This is a genomic window from Methylobacterium sp. 22177 (genome assembly GCF_052045615.1).
GTDB classification, from domain to species: domain Bacteria; phylum Pseudomonadota; class Alphaproteobacteria; order Rhizobiales; family Beijerinckiaceae; genus Methylobacterium; species Methylobacterium radiotolerans.
Map to the genome: position 1 here is coordinate 18,401 of NZ_JBQEPK010000030.1, position 17,878 is coordinate 36,278.

Sequence of the window (17,878 nt, forward strand, 5' to 3'; positions counted from 1 at the left end):
ACGCGCCCGCTACTCCAGCGAGATCGGGTCGATCTGCCGCCGGCCCTCGCGCCGGTGGCGCGCCCGGGACTCGTCGGCGAGCGGCGCCAACTTGGCGTCGAGGCGCTCGGACAGGTGACCCACCAGCCCGATCAGCCCGTCGATCATCCGACTGACGAGGGCGACCGTCCCGGTCACGGCTCCGACGATCCCGTTCTCGATGGCGCGACCGATTCGGCGAAGACGCTGCATGTCGACTGACTCTGGCTGGGCGGCGCCGGCGGCGCCCCGATCCGCGGCAGGTAGGGCGGGCGCCCCGGCGTGTGATGCGGCCGAAAGCGGCGCGGATCCGCGCTGCGCGGGTGGAACCTTCGCGCAGTGCGGCCGGACGGTCCGAACCGGCGGGTCGGCAGGCTCGTTGCATGGGTGTGGCTGCCCGCCGTCCCGCGCGGGCGCCCGAATTCGAGGGTCGGCCATGCGGCGACGCCCGTTCCTGTCCGGGATGCTCGCCGCCCTGTCGGTGGTCGGCCGTCCCGCCCGCGCGGCGGATGCGAGCGTCGACCTCCTCCTCGTCCTCGCGGTGGACGTGTCGCTCAGCATCAGCGAGGCCCGGTTCGATCTCGAGCGCCGCGGTTACGCCGAGGCTTTCGGTGATCCGGGCGTGCTGCGCGCCATCGGCGACGGCCCGACCGGGCGCATCGGCGTCGTGCTGTTCGACTGGGCCGGGCCCGGCGAGCAGCAGGTGGCGGTCGACTGGATGGTGATTTCCTCGGCGCGGGACGCTGCCGCCTTCGCGGCGCGCCTGCGCGCCGCGCCGCGGCCGTTCTACGGACGCACCGCCATCGGGTCGGCCATCGGTTTCGCCGCGGACCTGCTGGCCCGGGCGCCCTTCCGCGCCGACCGTCGGGTGATCGACATCTCGGGCGACGGCACCGGCAATGCCGGGCGCCCCATCGCGGAGGCCCGCGACGCGGCCGTGGCGGCCGGCATCACGGTGAACGGCATCGTCATCCTCACCGAGCCGGAGGGGATGCCGGCCTTCCTGAAGGAGCACACCAACCCGGCAGGCGGTCTCGCGGCGTATTACCGGAGCGTCGTCATCGGCGGAGAGGGCGCCTTCGTGATGACCGCCGAGAGTTTCGCGGCTTTCGGCCGCTCGCTCGTCGCCAAGCTGGTGCGCGAGATCTCCTGACCGTCACCCGATCTCAGAGGGCCGACCATCGATGCGCCTTGCCGTCCTCCAGTTCACCCACGAGACCGTGACGTTCCTGCCGAACGACACGACCCGTGACGACTTCGTCTATCCCGGCTCGCCGGCCACCGGGGCCGCGCTCCTCGCCACCGATCCCAAAGGATACATGGGCGGCTTCGTGCAGGTGGCGCAGGAGTACGACGGCGTCGAGCTGGTGGGGATCACCTCGCCGCTCTGGCCGCGCACCGGCACCGCCTCGGGCTGGATCACCGCCGACGCCTACGCGCACTTCCTCGGGCGGATGGCGGAGGAGCTGCGGGCGCGGGGGCCGTTCGACGGCGTCTACCTCGCCCTGCACGGCGCCATGGCGGTGCGCGGCGTCCCCCGGCCGGAGGCCGACATCGCCCGGCAAGTCCGCGCCGCGGTGGGCGAGGGGGCGATCCTGGTCGGGACCTTCGACCTTCACGGCAACGAGGATGCGGCCTTCCTCGACCACGCCGACATGGCCTTCGCGGTGAAGTACTTCCCGCACTACGACGGCCACCTCCAGGGGGAGCGCGCCGCCCGGATGCTGGTGCGCGCCGTGCGCGGCGAATTCCGGCCCGCGCACCGGACCTTCAAGGTGCCCATCCTCTCGCCCACCGTGGTGCAGTGGACCGGCGCAGCGCCCTGGTCCGATCTCGTGCAGCGGGCCCTCGTCTGGGAGGCGCGCGAGCCGGACGTGTACGTCAACGTCTACTTCGGCTTCCCGTGGGGCGACGCCCCGGACGCCGGAATGACCGTGCAGGCGATCACCAATGACGACCCGGCCCTCGCCGAGCGGGTGGCGCGGGACGTGGCGGATTTCGCTTGGCGGCGGCGGCGCGCGCTCCTCGAGGCGACGCGGATCCACACGATCGCCGACGGCGTCCGCCTCGCCCGGGCGGCGGTGGCGGAGGGCGCCGCCCCTGTGGTCCTCGCCGACCACAGCGACCGGTCCGGCCGGGCGACTTGGCTGCTGCGCGAGATCCTCCGGCAGGGCCTCACCCGCACCCTGGTCGCCACCGTAGCGTCGCCCGACATCGCGGCGGCGGGGACCTTCGCGGCGGGCGACCCGTTCGACGCGCCGGTCGGCGGCGGCGGTGACCCGTCCGCGGGCGATCCGGTGCGGATCGCCGGAACCGTGCTGCGCGTGGTCGAGGCGCCGGAGCCGGGCGTCGCCGGCAGCGGCGGCGGCGGTACGTGGATCTGCGTCGCGTTCGGGGCCGGCAACGTCCTTGTGTTGAGCCCGCAGCTCGCGCAGATCGTCGAGCCCGACGAGCTGTGGCGTCTCGGCCTGGAGCCGGCGGATTTCGACATCGTGGCGATCAAGTCGCGGGTGCATTTCCGGCGCGGCTTCGACGACAGCGGCTACGCCCGCACGATCCTGCTGGTGGAGCCGCCGGAACCGTTCCTCGGCACGGTGCGGCTCGATCACCTCGCCTACGCGCACATGCGGGCCGCTGACTTCTTCCCCTACGGCGATCCGCCCGGGCCCGCCCCGTCCGGGCCGTGACCGGTCCGGCGGGGACGACAGGTGGCGGCCGCCGTCACCCGCCGGTGCTCGCCCTGCACGTGCGAGGCCGCTAGGTTCATCCCGCACGCGCTCGGCGAAGCGCGGCGAGGGAGAGACGGGATGCGGATTCCGGCCGACAGGCTGACCGCCTACGTGCGGGACATTTTCGTGCGCGAGGGCTGCGCCGAGCCGGAGGCCGAGCGGATCGGCCGCTTCCTGGTGGCGGCGAACCTGACCGGCCACGACAGTCACGGCGTCGTCCGTGTCACCCGCTACGTCGAGTGGCTGCGCGCGGGCGAGGTCGAGGCCGGCCGCACGCCCGAGATCGTCACCGACGCGCCGAACTTCGCCCTCGTGGACGCGCATTACGGGTTCGGGCAGACGGCCGGCCCCTTCGCCACCGATCTCGGGATCGCCAAGGCGCGGGAGAACGGCGTCGCGATCATCGCCCTGCGGCACGCCGGGCATATCGGCCGGATCGGCGAGTGGGCCGAGCGGGCGGCGGCGGCGGGGCTCGTCTCGGTGCACTTCGTCAACGTGGCGGGGAGCCTCCTCGTGGCACCCTTCGGATCCGTGGAGCGCCGATTCTCGACGGCCCCCTTCGCGGCCGGCTTCCCGGTCCCGGGGGGCGACCCGATCATCCTCGATTTCGCCACGTCGCTGGTCGCCGAGGGCAAGGTGCTCGTCGCCTCCCGGGGCGGCAAGCCGCTGCCCGAGGGCGCGCTGATCGAGCCGGACGGCCGCCTCAGCGCCGACCCTGCGACCCTGTTCGGCCCGCTGGAGGGCGTCGAGCGCGACAACCAGCGCGGCGCCGGGGCGATCCGGGCCTTCGGCGAGCACAAGGGCTCCGGCCTCGCGCTGATGTGCGAGCTCCTCGCCGGCGCGCTCACCGGCTCCGGCACGGCCGGCCCCGGGCAGCGGCGGATCTGCAACGGCATGCTGTCGATCTACGTCACGCCGACCGCCCTCGGCACCGAGGACGCCCTCGCGGTCGAGACGCGGGCCTATCTCGACTTCTTCAAGAGCGCCAAGCCGATGCCGGGCGCCGAGGTCCTGCTGCCCGGCGAGCCGGAGCGGCGCATGCGCGCCGAGCGCCTCGCCGAGGGCGTGCCGCTGCCGGAGCCCGTCTGGGAGACCCTGCTCGCCGCCGGCCGGCCGCACGGCCTCGACGGCAACGCCTACCGCACCTGAGCCGGACGAGGGCCGGCACGACACCACGCTCGGCGGCGACCCTCGGCCCCAACGGGGGCGCCGCACGGACCGGGGACGCCATCCCCGGAAGACGGGAGGAGCCCACGATGCCTCGCCTGCGCTGGCTCATGATCGGCCTCTGCATGGCCGCCAACGCCATCAACTACATCGACCGCGCCAATCTGGCGGTCGCCGCGCCCTCCATGTCCAAGGAGCTGGGGCTCGACGCCACCGACATGGGACTGATCCTGTCGGGCTTCTTCTGGACCTACGCGATCATGCAGCTGCCTTTCGGCTACGTGGCCGACCGGGTCGGCGCGCGGCTCTCGCTCGTGGTCGCGGTGGTCTGGTGGTCGGCCTGCACGGCGCTGACCGCGGTCGGACGGGGCTTCCTGTCGCTGCTCGGCCTGCGCATGCTGCTCGGCATCGGCGAGGCCGGGGCCTACCCGTCCTTCGCCAAGGTCGTGGCCTCGTGGTTCCCGCGCAGCGAGCGGAGCTTCGCCAGCAGTATCTTCGACAGCGGCTCGCGGGTGGGCTCGGCGCTGGCGATCCCGCTGGTGTCCTGGGTCATCGCGACGCTGGGCTGGCGGGAATCCTTCGTCGTCACCGGTGTGCTGGGCTTCGCCTGGGCTGTGTTCTGGATGTGGCTCTACCGCGAGCCCGAGAACCACCCGAAGGTCTCGCCGGAGGAGCTCGCCCGGCTCCGGGCCGCGCAGGAGCGGCCGAAGACCGTCGACGCCGCCGACGCCCAGAACCAGGTGCCGTGGCTGTCGCTGTTCCGCTACCGCACGGTCTGGGGCATGATGGCGGGATTCTTCTGCCTGAACTTCGTGATCTACTTCTTCATCACGTGGTTCCCGACCTACCTGGTCAAAGCGCGGGGCTTCTCGCTGGCGGAGCTCGGCACGCTCGGCAGCCTGCCGGCCCTGGCGTCGATCCCCGCGGGCTGGCTCGGCGGCTTCGCGTCGGACGCCCTCTACCGCCGCGGCTGGAGCCTCACGGCGGCCCGCAAGACCTGCCTCGTCGGCGGCATGCTGATGTCGTCGGTGATCACCCTGTCGATCATCGCGCCGAACGTCTACGTGGCGCTGCTGTGCTTCGCGGTCGCCTACGGCAGCCTCGCCTTCACGGCCGCGTCGATCTGGGCACTGCCCGGCGACGTGGCGCCGACCCCGGCCCACGTGGCCTCGATCGGCGGCATCCAGAACTTCGCGTCGAACGTCGCCGGGATCGTGACGACGACCTTCACGGGCGTCATGCTGACCGTCACCCAGGGCTCGTTCGTGATCCCCCTGATCGTGGCCGGCGGGTTCTGCCTGCTGGGCGCCTTCATCTACCTGTTCGTGGTCGGCGAGATCGCGCCGCTGCCGGTCCGCGACGCCCGCGCCCCGGCTCTGCGCCCCGAGGCGGCGCGGTGACGGCGAGCGGCCCGATCGAATCCGAGGAGAGACCGATGTCGACCTACCACGTGATCACCCTTCGGCCGGCCGATGGTGTCGCCGTGGCCCGCGGCGCCATCGAGCCGGGAATGCCGGTCGCCGACGGCGTCGCGGCGGCGGAGCGGATCCCGGCCGGCCACAAGGTCGCGGTCCGGGCCCATCGCGCTGGCGAGCCGGTGACCAAGTACGGACAGATCATCGGCTTCGCCAAGGACGACATCGCGGCCGGCCGCCACGTCCACGTCCACAATCTCGGGATGGGCGAGTTCGCCCGGGACTACGCGTTCGGGGTCGACGCGAGGCCGACCCATCTGGTGACGCCGCCCGCGACCTTCCAGGGCATCCGCCGCCCCGACGGGCGCGTGGCGACGCGCAACTACGTGGGCATCCTCACCTCGGTGAATTGCAGCGCGCACGTCGCCGACCTGATCGCCGACGCGTTCCGGCGGCACCCGATCCTCGGCCTCGACCCGCTCGCTCCCTATCCCAACGTCGACGGTGTCGTGGCGCTGACCCACAAGACCGGCTGCGGCATGGCGATGGGCGAGCCGCTGCGGCTCCTGCGCCGGACGCTCGCGGGCTACGCGCGGCACGTCAACTTCTCCCACATCGTGATGATCGGGCTCGGCTGCGAGGTGAACCAGATCGGCGCCTTCTTGGAGGAGCAGGGGCTCGGCGACCGGATCCGCAGCATGAACATCCAGAGCCTCGGCGGCACACGGAAGACCGTCGAGGCCGGCATCGCGTTCGTGAAGGACATCCTGGCCGAGGCGAACGTGGTCCGCCGCGAGCCGGTGCCGGCGAGCGAGCTGATCGTCGCCCTGCAATGCGGCGGCTCGGACGGCTATTCCGGAGTCTCGGCCAACCCGGCTCTGGGAATCGCCAGCGACCTCGTGGTGCGGAACGGCGGCACGGTGATCCTGTCGGAGACCACCGAGACCTACGGCGCCGAGCACCTATTCACCCGCCGCGCCGTCAGTCCGGAAGTCGGCCAGAAGCTCGTCGACCTGATGCACTGGTGGGAGGAGTACACCCGCAAGGAGGGCTCGGAGATCGACGCCAACCCGTCGCCGGGCAACAAGGCCGGCGGCCTGACGACGATCCTGGAGAAGTCGCTCGGCGCCATGGCGAAGGCCGGCAGCACCAACCTCGTGGACGTGCTGCGCTACGCCGATCCCGTCACCGCCAAGGGCTTCGTGTTTATGGACACGCCCGGCTACGACCCGGTCTCGGCGACCGGGCAGGTCGCGGGCGGGGCGAACCTCGTCTGCTTCACCACGGGACGCGGCTCCGTATTCGGCTGCAAGCCGTCGCCCTCGATCAAAATCGCCACCAACTCCGCCATGTACCGGCGGCTCGAGGAGGACATGGACGTCAATTGCGGCACGATCCTCGACGGTGAAGAGAGCGTGGAGCAGGCTGGGCGCCGGATCTTCGACCTGATCCTGCGGGTCGCCGGCGGCGAGCGGACGAAGAGCGAGCAGTTCGATTTCGGCTCGTCGGAATTCGCGCCCTGGCAGATCGGCGCGACCGTGTGAGGGGCCCGGGCGTGCGCTCCGCCGTCGTTGCGAGCGCAGCGACGGTCAGGGCGATCACCGAGCAGGCCGCATCTCAAAGGTCCGTTCGCACCACGCCCGGGAAATTCAGGATGAAGTCCGCCCCGAAGGCCGTCACCGGCGTGTGGAAGCCCGCCGGCACCGCGCCCGAGGCGAGGCGGCGGGCGACCTCCAGGGCCGTCGCGGCCGTGAGCGTGTAGCCTTCGGGCGTTTCCATCCGGCTCGCCGCCTCCCGCCCTGCGCCGTCCCAGGCCTCCGCCAGGAACGTGCTGCGGGCCTTCTCGCGCGCCGTTGCAGAGGGACCGGCGGGCAGCCGGTCGATGCCGCGGTTGATCAGGCGCTGCGCGGTGCCGCCCGCGATGATGCGCCGGATGCCGGCGGGCAGGCCGGCCGCCGCCGCCATGGCGGGGAAGGCCTCGAAGTAGACATCGATGTTCGGGACGCCGGTCGAGTACCACGCGCTCGACACGTCGCCCCAGCCGAGCCCGACGGTCCGGCGCGGTCCGGCGCCGAAATCGGCGGTGGACCGCGGCGGGCTCGGCAGTTCGACGATGCGCCCGTCCCGGCGCACCCGCGTGCCCCAGGCGATGCCCTCCACCATGGTGCGGGCCGTGCCACGGCTGAAGCCGCCGAATCCGCCGATGGAGATGCGCAGGTGCGTCGCCCCGGGCAGTCGCCCGGCCACGTGGGCCGCGAGGCAGTCGCTCGGCACCACGTCGAAGCCCGCCGCCGGCAGGAAGACGATGCCGGCGGCCTTCGCCTCTGCATCCTTGGCCGCGAGAGCCTCCAGCACCGCGATCTCGCCGGTGATGTCGACGTAGTGTGCCCCCGCCGCGAGGCAGGCCTCGGCCATCGGCCGCGCGGTTCGCGAGAACGGGCCGGCCGCGTGGATCACCGCCGCCACGCCCGCGAGGGCCGCGCGCAGACCTGCGCGGTCGTCGAGGCGCGCGGACCGCATCTCCAGGCCCAGCCGGGCTGCCAGCGGCCGCAACTTGTCCGGATCGCGCCCCGCCAGGATCGGCCGCAGCCCCTGCGCGACGGCGTGCGCGGCCAGGAGCTGCCCGGTATAGCCGGTGGCGCCGTAGATCAGGATCGCGGTCATCCCGGGGTTCTGACACCGCTTCGGCCTGTGTCAAAGCGCGCGCCGCGTCGCCGCGCCGGATGCTAGGGCTGCGTCGATCCGATTGTCCCGCGGTGGGGACCGGAAACTCGCCGTCCCGCCCCAACAGGAGCCGAGGCCCGATGTACCAGCGTGATTTCCCGCTGCGCGGGCGCCGAGCCCGCCGCAGGGTCGGCGGCTGGGGCGCCGTGCTCCTGAGCCTGACCGCGCCCGCCTGGGCCGCCGACGGGCCCGTGACCCTGGTGGCGTCGTCCGACGCGCGCCCCGGCATCGCCGCCATGCCGCAGATCGCCGCGCCGGCGGACGAGGCCGAGCGGCGGATCAACGCGGCGTTGAAGCGTCTCGATGCGCGGGCGCTCAAGGCCGAGCAGGCGTGCAGGGCCCAGGGCGGGAAGAACAGCTCCTGGGAGCGCTCCGTCCAGGCACCGATGCGCGGACCGCGCTTCCTGAGCTACGTCATCTCCGACAGCTGGTTCTGCGGCGGCGCGCACCCGAGCAGCAACACGATGTCGATCGTCTACGACCTCACCACCGGCGCCCCGGTGGATTGGACAACCCTGCTGCCCGCTTCCCTGACCGGGAAGCTCGCCCTGGCGGAGGGCCCGGGCGGGACCAAGATGGTGACGCTCGCGTCCGGGAAACTGCACGCCCTCTATCTCGCGGGCTATCGCCCGAAGACGGGCGATCCGAAGGCGGACGACGCGGACAAGGAGTGCCGCGAGGCCGTCGCCGAGACCTACGACGGGCAGCCGCCGGCCATGATGGCGTGGCTCGATGCCAAGGCCGGCGGCCTGGCGGTGCAATTCGACCTCGCGCACGTCGTCCAGGCCTGCGCCGATCCGGTGGTGATTCCCGTAGCAGCCCTGCGCCGGGAGGGCGCCCAGCCGCTCCTGGCCGTCGCGCTGGAGGCTGCGCACGCGCGAGCCCCCAAGTGACGGGATCGCCCCGCGCGTCTCAGGCCTCGACGCGTGTCCTGAACGGTGTAGCGTGAGGCCGCGACGGCGCGGTGTCACCGGGCCGTGACCGAGGGGCGGCCCATGTCCGGATCCGGCGTTGTCGACGACGCAGCCGTCGGGGCCAGCGAGCCGTTCGGCCTGTTCGCGCCCGCCCTGGCGGACCGCTCGCCCCTGCGGCAGGCGGTGATCGCGGCCTGCCGGCGGCCTGAAGCGGATTGCGTGGCGGCGCTCCTCGCCGAGGCGCGCCTGCCGCCCGATGCCGCTCGGCGCGTCGCCGAGCACGCGCGGCGCCTCGTCGAGAGCCTGCGGCGGCAGGGCCGACGCGGCGGCGTCGAGGGTCTGATCCACGAATACGCGCTGTCCAGCCAGGAAGGCGTGGCGCTGATGTGCCTCGCCGAGGCGCTGCTGCGCATCCCCGACGCGGCGACGCGGGACGCGCTGATCCGCGACAAGATCGCGGGCGGCGACTGGGCGGCCCATCTCGGGCACAGTCCGTCGCCCTTCGTCAACGCGGCGACCTGGGGCCTGCTCGTGACCGGCAAGCTGACGGCGACCCGGGACGAGGCCGGCCTCTGCGCCGCGCTCACCCGGCTGATCGCCCGCGGCGGCGAGCCGGTGATCCGCAAAGGCGTCGACCTCGCCATGCGGATGATGGGCGAGCAGTTCGTGGCGGGGCGGACCATCGCCGAGGCCCTGCGGCACGCGGCGCCGCTCGAGGCGAAGGGCTTCACCTACTCGTACGACATGCTCGGCGAGGCCGCCGTGACCGCCGAGGACGCCGAGCGCTTCCGCCGCGCCTACGCGGAGGCCATCGCGGCGATCGGCGCGGCATCGGCCGGCCGCGGCGTGCTCCTCGGCCCCGGCATCTCGATCAAGCTGTCGGCGCTCCACCCCCGCTACGTCCGCGCGCAGCGCGACCGGGTCCTGGCCGAGCTCTATCCCCGCGTGCTGGACTTGGCCCGCCGCGCCATGGGCCACGGCATCGGCCTCAACATCGACGCCGAGGAGGCCGACCGCCTCGACCTGTCGCTCGACATCCTTGAGCGGCTCGCCGCCGACCCCGAACTCGCCGGCTGGGACGGGCTCGGCTTCGTGGTCCAGGCCTACGGCAAGCGCTGCCCCTTCGTCATCGACGTGCTGATCGACCTCGCCCGGCGGTGCCGGCGCCGGCTGATGGTGCGGCTCGTGAAGGGCGCCTACTGGGACAGCGAGATCAAGCGGGCGCAGGTCGACGGTCTTTCGGACTTCCCGGTCTTCACCCGGAAAGTCCACACCGACGTCTCGTACCTCGCCTGCGCGCGGCGGCTGCTCGCCGCGCCCGACGCGGTCTTCCCGCAATTCGCCACCCACAACGCCCAGACACTGGCGAGCATCGTCGCGATGGCCGGCCCGGATTTCCGGCTCGGCCAGTACGAGTTCCAGTGCCTGCACGGCATGGGCGAACCGCTCTACGAGGCCGTCATCGCCGGCGCGGTCCTGCAACGGCCCTGCCGCATCTACGCGCCCGTGGGCACCCACGAGACCCTGCTCGCCTACCTGGTCCGGCGCCTCTTGGAGAACGGGGCCAACACCTCCTTCGTCCACCGGGTCGCCGACGAGGCCGTGCCGGTCGCGGACCTGATCGCCGACCCCGTCGCCGTCGTCGAGGCTGAGCCGGATCCCGGCGTGCCCCATCCGAGAATCGCGGCGCCCCGGGACCTCTACGGCCCGGGCCGCGCGAACGCGGCCGGGCTCGACCTCGCCGACGAGGCGGCTCTCGCCAGCCTGTGGGACGGGTTGGCGGCGAGCGGCCGCACCGCGTGGCGGGCGGTGCCGTCGGGCGCGGATGCCGCGGCGGCCGACGAACCCGTGCGCAATCCCGCCGACCGCCGGGACATCGTGGGATACGACCGGCCGGCGACGGCCGGGACCGTGGCGATCGCCGTGGCGCGGGCGGAGGCGAGCGCGGCCGGCTGGGCGGCGACGCCAGCCACAGAGCGCGCCGCCTGCCTGCGGCGGGCCGCCGACGCCCTCGAGGCGCAGATGCCGACGCTGATCGGGCTCGTCGTGCGTGAGGCAGGCAAGACCTGCGCGAGCGCCGTCGCGGAGATCCGCGAGGCGGTCGACTTCCTCCGCTACGACGCCGCCGAGGCCGAGCGGACTCTCGGGAACGCGCACGCGCCGCTCGGCCCGGTCGCCTGCATCGCGCCGTGGAATTTCCCGCTGGCGATCTTCGTCGGTCAGGTCGCGGCCGCCCTGGCGGCGGGCAACACGGTCCTGGCGAAACCCGCCGAGGAGACGCCGCTGATCGCGGCGGCTGCGGTCCGCGCGCTGCACGCGGCCGGGATCCCCGCGGAGGCGCTGCACCTCCTGCCGGGCGACGGCAGGGTCGGCGCCGCCCTGGTCGAGGATCCGCGCGTGCAGGGCGTGATGTTCACCGGATCGACGGCCGTGGCCAAGGGCATCCAGCGCGCTCTGGCGGAGCGGCTGAACCGCTTCGACGAGCCGGTGCCGTTCGTTGCCGAGACCGGCGGCCAGAACGCCCTCGTGGTCGATTCCTCGGCGCTCGCCGAGCAGGTGGTGGCCGACGTGATCGCCTCGGCCTTCGATTCCGCGGGCCAGCGCTGCTCCGCGCTCCGGATCCTGTGCCTGCAGGAGGAGATCGCCGACCTGACGCTGCACATGCTGAAAGGCGCTCTCCGGGAGTTGCGAGTGGGCGATCCGCGGCGCCTCGCCGTCGATGTCGGGCCGGTCATCACCGCCGAGGCCGCCAAAGGGATCATCGGCCACGTGGCGCACATGCGCGCGCGCGGCTTCCCGGTGGCGCAGTTCCCCCTGCCGCCCGAAGCCGACGCCGGGACCTTCGTGCCGCCGACCATGATCGAGATCGGGGCCGTCGCCGATGTCGAGCAGGAGGTGTTCGGGCCGGTGCTGCACGTGCTGCGCTATCGCCGCGACGCCCTCGACGCGCTCCTCGCGGCGATCGACGCGACCGGCTACGGACTTACCTTCGGGCTGCACAGCCGCATCGACGAGACCATCGACCGCGTCCTCGGCCGCGTGCGGGCCGGCAACCGCTACGTGAACCGCAACATCATCGGTGCGGTCGTCGGCGTGCAGCCCTTCGGCGGCTCCGGGCTGTCGGGGACGGGCCCGAAGGCCGGCGGCCCGCTTTCCCTCGGCCGCCTGCTGCGCCGCGCGCCCGCCGCCGCCCGCGACGGGCTGGCCGCCGACGATTCGGGTCTGCGTCCCTTCACGGCGTGGCTGCGCTCGCGGCACCGGCACGACCTCGCGGACAGGCTCGAAGCCGTCCGATATACCGGCCGCGCCGCGATCGCGCTGGCCGGTCCCGTCGGTGAGCGCAACCTGTACGCGCTGCGTCCCCGCGGGCGCGTCGCGGCCGTCGCCGCCACCGAGACGGCGCTCCTGCTCCAGCTCGGCGCGATCCTCGGCACCGGCAACGCGGCGGTCGTCGTCGGGCCGGACGGGCGCGATCCGGCCCTGGGCGATCTGCCGGCGACGTGCGCGGCGCGGGTCGCCCGAGCCCCGGATCTCGGGCGCGCGAGCGATATCGACGGCGTCCTGTTCGCGGGCGACGACGCTGCCCTGAGGGCCGTGAACAGGGCCGTCGCGGCGCGCGACGGCGCGATCCTGCCGATCCAGGCCCGCTGCCCGGAGGCGCTGGCGGCCGGCGACCTCTACGATCCGGCCGGCCTGGTGGAGGAGGTCACCACCACGATCAACACCGCGGCGGCCGGCGGCAATGCCAGCCTGATGAGCGTCGGGTGAGCCCGCAACTGCCCGGTCAGGCCGACCGGCGCAGATTCCAGAACAGCGGCAGCCCGGTCAGCATGCCTTCGAGGTCCCGCCGGTAGGCGGTCGGCTGGAAATACTGGCCGCAGGGCAGGTAGGCGCCGACCTCCAGCGCCCGCGCCTGGATCCGCGCCGCCAGGGCCTTCTGGGCGTCGAGGTCCGGCGCGTCGAACCACGCGCCGCGCAGCTCCTCCAGGGGCGCGTCCGTCAGCCAGCTTGGCACGCCGGCCCGGCCGTTCCCGCGGACGGCCAGGTGGTAGGCCGGCGAGAGGTGGTCCAGCCCGCCGGAGAAGATGCCGAACATCGACCAGCCGCCCTGGTCCAGGGGCTTGGCGTTCAGGATCCGCTGGTTGACCGTGCCCCAGTCGGTGGCGACGACGTCGAGGTTCATCCCGATCTTCCGGCAGGCATCGGCCATCACCTCGCAGATCGCGTTGATCCGCGGCACGTCGGTCCCGGAGAGCAGCACGACGCGCTCGCCCTTGTAGCCCGCCGCCGCCAGAGCCCGTTTCGCGGCGGCGAGGTCGCGGGGGCCGGTCAGCGCCTCCATGCCGGCCGACGACGCCATCGGTCCGCCGGACGTGAAGATGCCGACGGGCCCGCGCCGGATCGCCGGGTCGCTGCCGGCGACGGCGTCCATCATCTCGGTCTGGTCGACGGCCGCGAGGAGCGCCCGGCTGATCGCGGGATTGTCGAAGGGCGGCAGGGTATGGTTGAGGCGGATCTGGCCGATCAGCCCGGCGGTCTCCACCAGATCCACGCGCACGGCGGGCTGGCGGCTCAGGTCCGGCACGAGGTCGACGAGCGGCTGCTCCCACCAGTCGATCTCGCCCGAGCGCAGGGCGCCGGCCGCGGTCGCGCCGTCGGGGATCGTGCGCCACTCGACGCGGTCGAAATGCGCGATCCGCGGTCCGGCCGTGAAGCTCGGCGTGCCGTCGGCGCGCGGTCGATAGGCCTCGAACCGGCGGTAGACGTTGAGCGAACCCGGGACCCGCTCGTCGGCGGCGAAGCGGAACGGGCCGCTGCCGACCATCTCCGGCACCGGCTGCGTCGCGGGTGTCGCGCTCAGGCGCTCCGGCATGATCACCGGGACGTAGGAAGTCGGTTTGGCCAGGGCGTCCGGCAGGAGCGGGAAGGGCCGCTTCAGGCGGAACTGCACGACCGTGTCGGTGGGCGCCGTGAGTTCATCCACGGTCGCGAACAGGGCCCCGCCGTAGGCATCGCGCTGCGCCCAGCGCTTCAGGCTCGCCACGACGTCGCGGCCGAGGACCGGCGTCCCGTCGTGGAAGCGCAGGCCGTCCCGCAGGGTCAGGCGCCACGTGAGGCCGTCGGACGCGACCTCGTGCCCCGCCACCATCTGCGGTTGGGCGCGGTAGGCGGTGTCGAGGCTGTAGAGGGTGTCGAAGATCATCAGCGCGTGGGTGCGCGTGACGTAGTTGGTGGTGATGATCGGGTCGAGAAGCGCCAAGTCCGCGTAGGGCACGAACCGCAGGGTCGTCGCCGAGGCCGCGCGGACCAGTGCCGGCTTGGCGAGGGCGCCGGCCATCAGGGCTCCGGCGCCTGTCAGCAGGGTGCGTCGCTTCATCAATCGATCCCGGTCGCGGCGGCGCCCGATCTGGCCGCAAGCCGGGTTCGCGTGCAAGTGGTGCGCCACTGCCGCGCTTCGGGCGGGATCGGGCAGCCCGCCCGGGCCGGCGTCCGGACGGGTCGGCGTGATCGCGCCGCGCGGTCCCTCAGGCGGCGCGCGACCAGCGGATGTCGCCGAGGCTCTCGCGGAAGGCGAAGCGGGCGAGGTGGTCGGCCACGACGTTCTCCAGCCGGGTAAGGTTGACCGGGTCGGAGCTGTCGATGCGCATCACCAGGGCGTCGGGCTCGGCATCGAAGGTGCAGACGCGGTCCTCGCCGAAGGGCACGGTGCCGTGAACGGGGGTCGCCTCGACCTTGAACTTGTGGCTCCAGTGCCGGCAGAGCTGCTGCAGGTAGCGGCTCGCCTCGGTGGTCTGCACGCGGGCCTGAGAGGTGGGCATTCCGTCGGTCTCCAGATGGGTATGAAAACAGCCTGTCGGTGACGGTTCGTCGTTCGATCTCGCATGTGCGAGATAGGGAGGCCTCAGAGCAATTGCCATGCCTGGCGCCGACGGATCCGTCTCCGCCGTCTGTGATGAAGGTCTGTCCGAAGCGTTAGCAGCGGCTTAACGCGACGGGCCGCCCGGCCGGTTGGCGGCGCGGCGTGGCCGTCCTGCACCCGCCTGCGCGCCGAATTATGGCGCGATGCACAAATTTCCTCAGCCCGTCGGCGCGGCGCGGTCGGTCCGCACGAGGACCTTGCCGGGGTTGAGCAGGTCTTCCGGATCCAGGGCGGCCTTGAGGCGCCGCATCAGGTCGAGCCCGACCGGGTCGCCGTAGCGCGCGAGTTCCTCGCGCTTGATCAGCCCGACGCCGTGCTCGGCCGCGATGGAGCCGCCGAGCGCGTGCACGAGGTCGTGAACGATCCGGTTGAACCGGCCCCACGCGGCGAGGAACTCCGCGGGCTCCATGCCGAGCGGTTGCGACAGGTTGAAGTGGATGTTGCCGTCGCCGAAATGGCCGAAGCCGCAAGGCCTCAGGCCCGGCATCTCGGCGAGGCAGGCCGCGCCCGCCCGCTCCAGGAACTCGGGCAGGCGGGAGAGCGGCACCGAGACGTCGTGCTTGATCGAGGCGCCCTCGCGGGTCTGCGCCTCGGGAACGCCTTCGCGCAGGCGCCAGAGCGCGGCGTTCTGGGCCCCGCTGGTCGCGATCGTGGCGTCGGCGATCAGCCCGTCCTCCAGGGCCTGCCCGAGGGCCGACTCGAGTTCGGCCCCCGTGTCGGCATCGGGGCGGGCGGACGCGATCTCGATCAGGGCGTAGGCGCCGTGCGCGCCGTCGAGGGGCCGAACCGTGCCTGGCACGTGGCGCAGCACGATCTCCAGGGCGAAGGGCGGCAGGTACTCGAACGCCGTGAGGTCGCGGTCCATCCGCGTCCGCAGGAAGACGAACAGGTCCAGGGCCGCCCTGGCCGAGGCGAGCCCCACGAAGGCGACGCTCGTCGAGCGCGGCCGCGGGAACAGCTTCAGAACCGCCGCCGTGACGACGCCCAGCGTGCCTTCCGACCCGATGAAGAGCTGCTTCAGGTCGTAGCCGGCATTGTCCTTGCGCAGGGCCTTGAGCCCGTTCCAGACGCGCCCGTCGGCGAGGACGACCTCGAGCCCGAGGACGAGGTCGCGGGCGTTCCCGTAGGCGAGGACCGCGATGCCGCCGGCATTGGTGCTGACGCCGCCGCCGATCCGGGCGGATCCGCGCGACGCGTAGGAGAGCGGGAACAGCATGCCGGCGGCCTCGGCCGCCTCCTGCACGTCCTGCAGGATCATCCCGGCCTCCACCGTGATGGTGGCGTCCACGGGATCCACCGCGCGCAGGCGGTTCACGCGCTCCAGAGACAAAACGACGCCGCCGCGCGGCACGCCGGCGCCGGTGAGGCCGGTGTTGCCGCCGAGCGGCACCACGGCGACGCCGGCCTGCGTGCAGGCGCGGACCGCGAAGGCGACCTCCTCCGTGCTTCCCGGCCGCAGCACGGCCAGGGCCGACCCGGTGAACAGGCGTCGGCTCTCCGTCAGGTAGGGCGCCAGGCCGTCCGGGTCCGTCAGCACGTGCCGCGCGCCGAGCCCGTCCCGGAGGGCGGTCAGCAGGGTGTCGAGGTCGGCTGTCGGCGTCATCGCGTGGATTCTGTAGGCCAGAGGAGGCCGTACGCAAGCGCCGGTATGGCGCGCGCCGATGCGAACCTTACAACGGTGATGTCGGGCCCGTGCGTCGTCGCGCCGGGCCACCCGGACGATCCACCGCAGAGGCAGAGATGCTCTCCGTCATCCAGAACCCGCCCCGCATCGCGCTCCCCATCGTCGGCAGCAGCGACTTCTTCCCCGTGCGCCGCGTCTACTGCGTCGGCCGCAACTACGCCGCCCATGCCCGTGAGATGGGTGCGGACCCGGACCGTGAGCCGCCGTTCTTCTTCATGAAGCCTGCCGACGCCCTGCAGATCGTCGGCCCGGAACCCACGGCCCACGCCTACCCGCCGAAGACCGCCAACTACCATTTCGAGGTGGAGATGGTGGCGGCCCTCGCCAGCGGCGGCAGCGACATTCCGGCCGAGACCGCGCTGGAGCACGTCTACGGCTACGCCATCGGCCTCGACATGACCCGGCGCGACGTCCAGGACGAGGCCAAGAAGATGTCCCGGCCCTGGGACACCGCCAAGGCCGCCGACGGTTCGGGCCCGGTCGGCGCCCTCCACCCGGTCTCCGTCATCGGCCACCCGGCGAAGGGCGCGATCACCCTGTCGGTCGACGGCGAGATCCGCCAGAAGGGCGACCTCGCCGACATGATCTGGTCCGTCGCCGAGCAGATCGCCTACCTTTCGGGCTACTTCGTCCTGCAGCCCGGCGACCTGATCTTCACCGGCACGCCCTCCGGCGTCGGTCCGGTCCAGCGCGGCCAGCGCATGGTCGCGGCGATCGACGGTCTCGGCGCCATCACCCTCGACGTCGTGTGAGCCGCGCAGCCGCATGATCCTCGATCGGCCGGTCCTGCGGCGCCTGTTTCACCTCGGGGCGCTCGCGTCCCGGGGCATGACCCTCGGCGTGCGCGGCGTCGCACTCGACGGGGCGGGGCGGGTGGCCCTGGTGCGCCACACCTACGTGAGTGGCTGGCACCTTCCTGGCGGCGGCGTCGAGCGCGGCGAGACCGCGCGCGACGCGATGGTGCGGGAGTTCCGCGAGGAGGCGGAGATCGTCCCCGAGGGAGAGCCGCGCCTGCATGGCCTCTATCGGAACGTCGCCGCCGCTCCCCGGGACCACGTCGCCCTGTTCGTCCTGCCGGCCTTCACGGTCCTGTGTCCCAAGGCGCCGGATCGGGAGATCGCCGAGTGCGCCTTTTTCCCGGTGGACGCGCTCCCCGAGGGCACAACGCGGGGGACCCGCGCCCGTCTCCGAGAGCTCCGCGAGAGCCTCCCGCCGGAGCCGAATTGGTAAATCGTCACGGTTCGCGAAAAGGGCGCTTGCGTCGCCCGGCGGAATGGTGTTTAGAGAGCCGCGCCGGGGGCCGCCGG

General features: G+C 72.9%; 14 protein-coding genes. 9 read left to right on the forward strand and 5 right to left on the reverse strand.

Annotation, left to right across the window (positions count from 1 at the left end):
- Window positions 1–9: 9 nt before the first annotated feature.
- A complete protein-coding gene (locus ACTJK8_RS22810) occupies window positions 10–231 on the reverse strand; it encodes a hypothetical protein (RefSeq protein ID WP_440762546.1) in 222 nt (73 codons plus the stop codon).
- Between the two features lie 223 nt (window positions 232–454).
- Between ACTJK8_RS22810 and ACTJK8_RS22815 the strand changes: the two genes are divergently transcribed.
- The 5 genes from ACTJK8_RS22815 to ACTJK8_RS22835 all read left to right on the forward strand — a co-directional run bounded on the left by ACTJK8_RS22815 (window position 455) and on the right by ACTJK8_RS22835 (window position 6,873).
- Window positions 455–1,171, forward strand: coding sequence for a DUF1194 domain-containing protein (locus tag ACTJK8_RS22815; RefSeq protein WP_012320012.1), 717 nt, complete (start codon window positions 455–457; stop codon window positions 1,169–1,171).
- A gap of 31 nt (window positions 1,172–1,202) precedes the next feature.
- Window positions 1,203–2,705 carry a M81 family metallopeptidase gene (locus tag ACTJK8_RS22820; RefSeq protein WP_058606935.1) on the forward strand — a complete coding sequence of 501 codons (1,503 nt, stop codon included), beginning with the start codon at window positions 1,203–1,205 and terminating at the stop codon, window positions 2,703–2,705.
- A 120-nt stretch (window positions 2,706–2,825) separates the two neighbouring features.
- Window positions 2,826–3,896, forward strand: a complete 1,071-nt coding sequence (locus ACTJK8_RS22825) for a malate/lactate/ureidoglycolate dehydrogenase (RefSeq protein WP_012320010.1) — start codon at window positions 2,826–2,828, stop codon at window positions 3,894–3,896.
- Window positions 3,897–4,003: 107 nt separating this feature from the next.
- On the forward strand, window positions 4,004–5,314 hold the full coding sequence (locus ACTJK8_RS22830) for an MFS transporter (protein ID WP_063110343.1): 1,311 nt from the start codon (window positions 4,004–4,006) through the stop codon (window positions 5,312–5,314).
- Between the two features lie 35 nt (window positions 5,315–5,349).
- A complete protein-coding gene (locus ACTJK8_RS22835; protein WP_440762547.1) occupies window positions 5,350–6,873 on the forward strand; it encodes a UxaA family hydrolase in 1,524 nt (507 codons plus the stop codon).
- Between the two features lie 73 nt (window positions 6,874–6,946).
- Here the strand turns inward: ACTJK8_RS22835 and ACTJK8_RS22840 are convergent, their stop codons facing one another.
- Window positions 6,947–7,993, reverse strand: a complete 1,047-nt coding sequence (locus ACTJK8_RS22840) for a saccharopine dehydrogenase family protein (protein ID WP_440762548.1) — start codon at window positions 7,991–7,993, stop codon at window positions 6,947–6,949.
- Window positions 7,994–8,133: 140 nt separating this feature from the next.
- Here ACTJK8_RS22840 and ACTJK8_RS22845 point away from each other — a divergent pair, with 140 nt between their 5' ends.
- Together ACTJK8_RS22845 and putA are read left to right on the forward strand one after the other, a co-directional pair.
- Window positions 8,134–8,946 carry a hypothetical protein gene (locus tag ACTJK8_RS22845; RefSeq protein WP_024829558.1) on the forward strand — a complete coding sequence of 271 codons (813 nt, stop codon included), beginning with the start codon at window positions 8,134–8,136 and terminating at the stop codon, window positions 8,944–8,946.
- A gap of 102 nt (window positions 8,947–9,048) precedes the next feature.
- Entirely contained in the window at window positions 9,049–12,735 is a 3,687-nt protein-coding gene (gene putA / locus ACTJK8_RS22850; protein ID WP_440762549.1) for a trifunctional transcriptional regulator/proline dehydrogenase/L-glutamate gamma-semialdehyde dehydrogenase, read from the forward strand.
- 16 nt (window positions 12,736–12,751) lie between these two features.
- Here the strand turns inward: putA and ACTJK8_RS22855 are convergent, their stop codons facing one another.
- The 3 genes from ACTJK8_RS22855 to ACTJK8_RS22865 all read right to left on the reverse strand — a co-directional run bounded on the left by ACTJK8_RS22855 (window position 12,752) and on the right by ACTJK8_RS22865 (window position 16,490).
- Entirely contained in the window at window positions 12,752–14,344 is a 1,593-nt protein-coding gene (locus ACTJK8_RS22855; RefSeq protein WP_012320004.1) for an ABC transporter substrate-binding protein, read from the reverse strand.
- A gap of 148 nt (window positions 14,345–14,492) precedes the next feature.
- Window positions 14,493–14,786 (reverse strand): DUF2218 domain-containing protein, encoded by a 294-nt coding sequence (locus ACTJK8_RS22860; RefSeq protein WP_012320003.1) that lies wholly within the window; start codon window positions 14,784–14,786, stop codon window positions 14,493–14,495.
- A gap of 258 nt (window positions 14,787–15,044) precedes the next feature.
- Window positions 15,045–16,490, reverse strand: coding sequence for an FAD-binding oxidoreductase (locus tag ACTJK8_RS22865; protein ID WP_043074006.1), 1,446 nt, complete (start codon window positions 16,488–16,490; stop codon window positions 15,045–15,047).
- Window positions 16,491–16,627: 137 nt separating this feature from the next.
- Between ACTJK8_RS22865 and ACTJK8_RS22870 the strand changes: the two genes are divergently transcribed.
- Both ACTJK8_RS22870 and ACTJK8_RS22875 read left to right on the forward strand, forming a co-directional pair.
- Window positions 16,628–17,323, forward strand: a complete 696-nt coding sequence (locus ACTJK8_RS22870; RefSeq protein ID WP_012320001.1) for a fumarylacetoacetate hydrolase family protein — start codon at window positions 16,628–16,630, stop codon at window positions 17,321–17,323.
- A 13-nt stretch (window positions 17,324–17,336) separates the two neighbouring features.
- Entirely contained in the window at window positions 17,337–17,801 is a 465-nt protein-coding gene (locus ACTJK8_RS22875) for an NUDIX domain-containing protein (protein ID WP_012320000.1), read from the forward strand.
- Window positions 17,802–17,878: the final 77 nt, after the last annotated feature.

What these genes read in the sequence shown, in the direction of transcription:
- ACTJK8_RS22865 (WP_043074006.1), bottom strand. Translation starts at nt 16,490, where the DNA reads ATGACGCCGACAGCCGACCTCGACACCCTGCTGACCGCCCTCCGGGAC.
- ACTJK8_RS22845 (WP_024829558.1), top strand. Translation starts at nt 8,134, where the DNA reads ATGTACCAGCGTGATTTCCCGCTGCGCGGGCGCCGAGCCCGCCGCAGG.
- ACTJK8_RS22870 (WP_012320001.1), top strand. Translation starts at nt 16,628, where the DNA reads ATGCTCTCCGTCATCCAGAACCCGCCCCGCATCGCGCTCCCCATCGTC.
- ACTJK8_RS22860 (WP_012320003.1), bottom strand. Translation starts at nt 14,786, where the DNA reads ATGCCCACCTCTCAGGCCCGCGTGCAGACCACCGAGGCGAGCCGCTAC.
- ACTJK8_RS22855 (WP_012320004.1), bottom strand. Translation starts at nt 14,344, where the DNA reads ATGAAGCGACGCACCCTGCTGACAGGCGCCGGAGCCCTGATGGCCGGC.
- ACTJK8_RS22835 (WP_440762547.1), top strand. Translation starts at nt 5,350, where the DNA reads ATGTCGACCTACCACGTGATCACCCTTCGGCCGGCCGATGGTGTCGCC.
- ACTJK8_RS22810 (WP_440762546.1), bottom strand. Translation starts at nt 231, where the DNA reads ATGCAGCGTCTTCGCCGAATCGGTCGCGCCATCGAGAACGGGATCGTC.
- ACTJK8_RS22820 (WP_058606935.1), top strand. Translation starts at nt 1,203, where the DNA reads ATGCGCCTTGCCGTCCTCCAGTTCACCCACGAGACCGTGACGTTCCTG.
- ACTJK8_RS22875 (WP_012320000.1), top strand. Translation starts at nt 17,337, where the DNA reads ATGATCCTCGATCGGCCGGTCCTGCGGCGCCTGTTTCACCTCGGGGCG.
- ACTJK8_RS22815 (WP_012320012.1), top strand. Translation starts at nt 455, where the DNA reads ATGCGGCGACGCCCGTTCCTGTCCGGGATGCTCGCCGCCCTGTCGGTG.
- ACTJK8_RS22840 (WP_440762548.1), bottom strand. Translation starts at nt 7,993, where the DNA reads ATGACCGCGATCCTGATCTACGGCGCCACCGGCTATACCGGGCAGCTC.
- ACTJK8_RS22830 (WP_063110343.1), top strand. Translation starts at nt 4,004, where the DNA reads ATGCCTCGCCTGCGCTGGCTCATGATCGGCCTCTGCATGGCCGCCAAC.
- putA (WP_440762549.1), top strand. Translation starts at nt 9,049, where the DNA reads ATGTCCGGATCCGGCGTTGTCGACGACGCAGCCGTCGGGGCCAGCGAG.
- ACTJK8_RS22825 (WP_012320010.1), top strand. Translation starts at nt 2,826, where the DNA reads ATGCGGATTCCGGCCGACAGGCTGACCGCCTACGTGCGGGACATTTTC.